General features: G+C 67.2%; 4 protein-coding genes. All 4 read left to right on the forward strand.

The window, feature by feature from the left end:
• Positions 1-2,028: molybdopterin oxidoreductase family protein (locus VFF46_RS38495; RefSeq protein WP_325042216.1), on the forward strand; the 2,028-nt coding region annotated here is incomplete at its 5' end.
• On the forward strand, positions 2,028-2,519 hold the full coding sequence (locus VFF46_RS38500; RefSeq protein WP_325042217.1) for a hypothetical protein: 492 nt from the start codon (positions 2,028-2,030) through the stop codon (positions 2,517-2,519). The genes VFF46_RS38495 and VFF46_RS38500, both read left to right, overlap by 1 nt.
• Positions 2,520-2,534: 15 nt before the next feature.
• Positions 2,535-3,449, forward strand: a complete 915-nt coding sequence (locus VFF46_RS38505) for a Ku protein (RefSeq protein WP_325042218.1) — start codon at positions 2,535-2,537, stop codon at positions 3,447-3,449.
• A gap of 192 nt (positions 3,450-3,641) precedes the next feature.
• Positions 3,642-4,318 (forward strand): choice-of-anchor M domain-containing protein (locus VFF46_RS38510; protein WP_325042219.1); only part of this gene is annotated, 677 nt, incomplete at its 3' end.

Below are 4,318 nucleotides of genomic sequence, written 5' to 3' on the forward strand. Positions count from 1 at the left end.
TTCTACACGACCGGCCAGCTGTTCCTGGAGGAGTACTACACCCTCGCGTTGATCGGCCACGGCGGCATCGGCACGAACCACATGGACGGCAACACCAGACTTTGTACGGCGACCGCGGCGGCCGCGCTGAAGGAGACCTTCGCGTGCGACGGCCAACCCGGCTCGTACACCGACATCGACCACGCCGACGTGATCGCTCTCTACGGGCACAACATGGCCGAGACCCAGACCGTGCTGTGGACCCGGATCCTCGACCGCCTGGCCGGCCCGAACCCGCCGAAGATCCTCTGCGTCGACCCGCGCCGTACGCCGGTGGCCGAGGCAGCGACCATCCACCTGGCGCCGCGACCGGGTACCAACGTCGCGCTGATGAACGCGCTTCTCCACGAGTTGATCGCCAACGACTGGGTCGATCGCAAGTACGTCGACGAGCACACCGTCGGGTACGACGAGCTCGAGAAGCAGGTCGCGGACTGCGATCCGGACTGGGCCGCGGAGATCTGCGAGGTACAGGCGGGTGACATCCGCGACGCCGCGCGCCTGCTCGGTACGGCGGAGCGACTGCTGTCGACCGTGCTGCAAGGCTTCTACCAGTCCCACCAGGCGACGGCCGCGGCGGTCCAGGTGAACAACGTCAACCTGCTCCGCGGCATGCTCGGACGGCCCGGCTGCGGGATCCTGCAGATGAACGGCCAGCCGACCGCGGAGAACACCCGCGAGTGCGGCGCGGACGGCGACCTGCCAGGGTTCCGGAACTGGGCGAACGACGATCAGGTCGCCGACCTCGCACGGGTCTGGAACCTGGACCCGCAGCAGATCCCGCACTATTCCGAGCCGACACACCTGATGCAGATGCTGCGGTACGTCGAGGACGGGTCGATCCGCTTCCTGTACGTCAGCGGGACCAACCCGGCGGTCTCGCTGCCGGAACTGCACCGGATCCGGAAGCTCCTCACCCAGGAACGGCTGTTCCTGGTCGTGCAGGACATCTTCAGGTCGGAGACCGCGGAGCTGGCCGACGTGGTGTTGCCCGCGGCAACATGGGGTGAGAAGACCGGCACGTTCACGAACGCCGACCGTACGGTGCACCTGTCGGACAAAGCGGTTGAGCCGCCCGGCTCGGCGCGAGCGGATCTGGACATCTTCCTCGACTACGCGCAGCGGCTGGAGCTGAAGGACAAGGACGGGCAGCCGCTGGCGAAGTGGACCGACGCGGAGGGTGCGTTCGAGGGGTGGAAGGAGTGCAGCGCCGGACGGCCGTGCGACTACACCGGTTTGAGCTACCAGAAGCTCCGGGGCGGGAGCGGGATTCAGTGGCCGTGCAACGCGGAGCACCCGGACGGTACCGAGCGCATCTACGCGGACGGCGAGTTCTGGAGCGCGCCGTCGTACTGCGAGAGCCACGGCAAGGACCTGGTGACCGGCGCGCCGCTGGAACCGGTCGAGTACCAGGCGATGAATCCGTCGGGGAAGGCCGTTCTGAAGGCGGCGGAGTACCTGTCGCCGCATGAGTCGCCGACGCCGGAGTACCCGTACCTGCTGACCACCGGGCGGACGCTGTACCACTTCCACACCCGGACCAAGACCGGCCGCGTCCGGCAGTTGCGGAACGCCGCGCCGGAGGTGTGGGTCGAGATGTCGGCGTACGACGCCGAGCTGTCCGGGTGGGACGAAGGCGATCTGCTGCGCGTGAGTACGCCGCGGGGCAGCGTCGAGGCTCGGTTGCGGATCAGCGGCATCCGCCGCGGGACGTTGTTCCTGCCGTTCCACTACGGGTACTGGGACGCGCCCGAGCGGCTGCCGGACCGGGCCGCGAACGAGCTGACCGTCACCGACTGGGATCCTTGCTCGAAGCAACCGTTGTTCAAGTGCGCTTCGGCCCGGGCCGAACGGATCGCGCTCGGCGACACACCGTCCGCGGCACCCACCACGACGGCGTCCAAGCCGGTCGCCGGCGGCATCCGGCGTACCGTCGGCGGCCTCGACGCGCTGGTGGTCGAACTGTTCCCGGCGGAGGAGAGCGAGTGATGGAGAACAAGGTGGGCCTGGCGATCCGTGAGCTGCACCGGGCCGAGAACGACCTCGCCACGGAGCTGCTGCAGGCGTCCAGCCGGCACCGGGCCGACCACGACATCTTCTACCTCGGCCGGGATCTGGCGGCCTGGTCGCAGGACCATGTCCGCGAACTGGCCGCGCACGGCAAGAACTACGGCGTCGAGCTGTCCCCCGAGCCCACCGAGGAGCCGGGGCTGCTGGCAACGTTCCGGCAACTGGGCGCCGAGCTGATCGGTGGTCACCACGACCCGGCTCTGCTACTGCTGAAGGATCTCAGGGAGATTCACCGCAAGGCGGCCGGAGTCTCGCTCGACTGGGAGGTCCTGGCGCAGACCGCGCAGGCCTTGAAGGATTCCGAATTGCTCACGCTGACCAAGGCTTGTCATCCGCAGACACTCCGCCAGCTTCGTTGGGCCAACGCCTCCGTGAAGACCAACGCCGCTCAGATCATGGTCACACCGTAGGAGAGGAGTGAGCCGATGGCACGGGCGATCTGGAGCGGGTACATCAACTTCGGGCTGGTCTCGGTACCGGTCGGCCTGTACAGCGCCACCCAGGAACACGAGATCGACTTCCACCAGTTCCAGAAGGGTACGTCGGACAGGATCCGGTACAAGCGGGTGAACGAACGTACCGGCCGCGAGGTCCCGTACGACAAGATCGTGAAGGGCCACGACGTCGGCGGCGGCGAGTACGTCATCGTCGAGCCCGACGAACTGGATGACATCGCGCCGGGCAAGTCCCGGTCGCTGGAGATCGACACGTTCGTCGACCTGGACGAGATCGACCCGATGCACTTCCAGAAGAGCTACTACCTCGGCCCGTCGGACCCGGAGAACGCGTCGTCGTACGCGCTGCTGCGGGACGCGCTGGCGAAGACCAACCGGGCCGGGATCGCGAAGTTCGTGATGCGCGGCAAGGAGTACCTGGCGACGATCCGCGCCGACGAGAAGGTCCTGGTCCTGGAGACGATGTTCTTCGCCGACGAGATCCGCGATCCGGACGACGAGCTCGGCGACCTCCCGCGCAAGTCCGGGGCCGGCAAGCGGCTCTCGATGGCCGTCGACCTGATCGAGGCGATGTCCGGTGAGTGGAAGCCCGCCGCGTACAAGGACACCTACACCGAACGGGTGAAGGAACTGGTCAAGGCCAAGCACGCGGGCAAGGAAGTCGTCTACTCGGAGGAGGAGCCGCAGGCCACCAACCCGACCGACCTGGTCGCCGCCCTCCGCGCCAGCGTCGAGGAGGCCCGCAAGGCCCGCACAGCGACCAAGAAGACCGCGACCAAGAAGACCGCGACCAAGAAGACCGCGACGAAGAAGGCGACGGCGAAGAAGACGACCGCGAAGAAGACGACTGCGAAGAAGCGGCCCGGCCGGAAGAAGGCCGCCTGACTTTCCGGCGGGATACCGGCCTTCGCCACAACTCGCTAATGAAAATGGTTATCGAATCAGATAGAGTGCTCGGCTGTGACCGCCACTCACGTCAGAACACGTTTTCTGCCTGCCCTTCTCTGCCTGTTGCTGGGTTGTCTGCCGCTGTTGATCCCGTGGTCCGCCGGTGCCGCACCCGAGGTCTTGCGTGCGGTGCACACCGACGTCCTGCACACGACGTACGACGGGAACTCGCTGAAGCTGGCGACGCGGATCGGGACGGGGGACTACCGGGAGGCTGATCCGGCCGGGCTCGTCTTCAACCTGGAGGACCGTGGGTCGGCGCGGGTCGAACTGCCGGACGTGCCGGCGTTCGCGTTCCTCGGGAAACCGGGGGATCCGGTGTGGATCGCGCCGGAGTCGCAGGATCCCGAGCTGATCTGGCCGGGGTGGGACACCGAGACGATCGCTGCCGGTGCGCTGAAGGACGACGTCGTCGACCTGACGTTGGTGAAGGCCGACGGGCCGGGGGCGGTGGAGGTGTTCTTCAACTACGACGAGTTCAGCGGGGTTGTGCCGCGGTTGTTCAGCTCGGTGGATCCGGCGTACCGGACGGTGCATCAGCCGGTCGGGCGGCATGTGCACGCGAACTGGTCGTTCGGTGCCCTGGGCACCTACAAGCTCACGTTCCGGTCGACGGCGACCACGGCGAACGGTACGACGCTGACCTCCGGGCCGATCGAGTACACCTTCGTGGTCGGCCCGTACGAACCACCCATCACACCACCCACTTCACCACCGACCACACCACCGACCACACCACCGACCACACCGCCGACGAGCCCGCCCAGTACCCCGCCGACGGGTCCGCCCACGACGCCTCCTACTAC

Origin of the sequence: Kribbella sp. (genome assembly GCF_035655035.1) — a bacterium.
Taxonomy (GTDB): Bacteria; Actinomycetota; Actinomycetes; order Propionibacteriales; family Kribbellaceae; genus Kribbella.

Bases quoted from the DNA above. Each gene is read 5' to 3' on its own strand.
- VFF46_RS38500 (WP_325042217.1), top strand. From the start codon at position 2,028: ATGGAGAACAAGGTGGGCCTGGCGATCCGTGAGCTGCACCGGGCCGAG.
- VFF46_RS38505 (WP_325042218.1), top strand. From the start codon at position 2,535: ATGGCACGGGCGATCTGGAGCGGGTACATCAACTTCGGGCTGGTCTCG.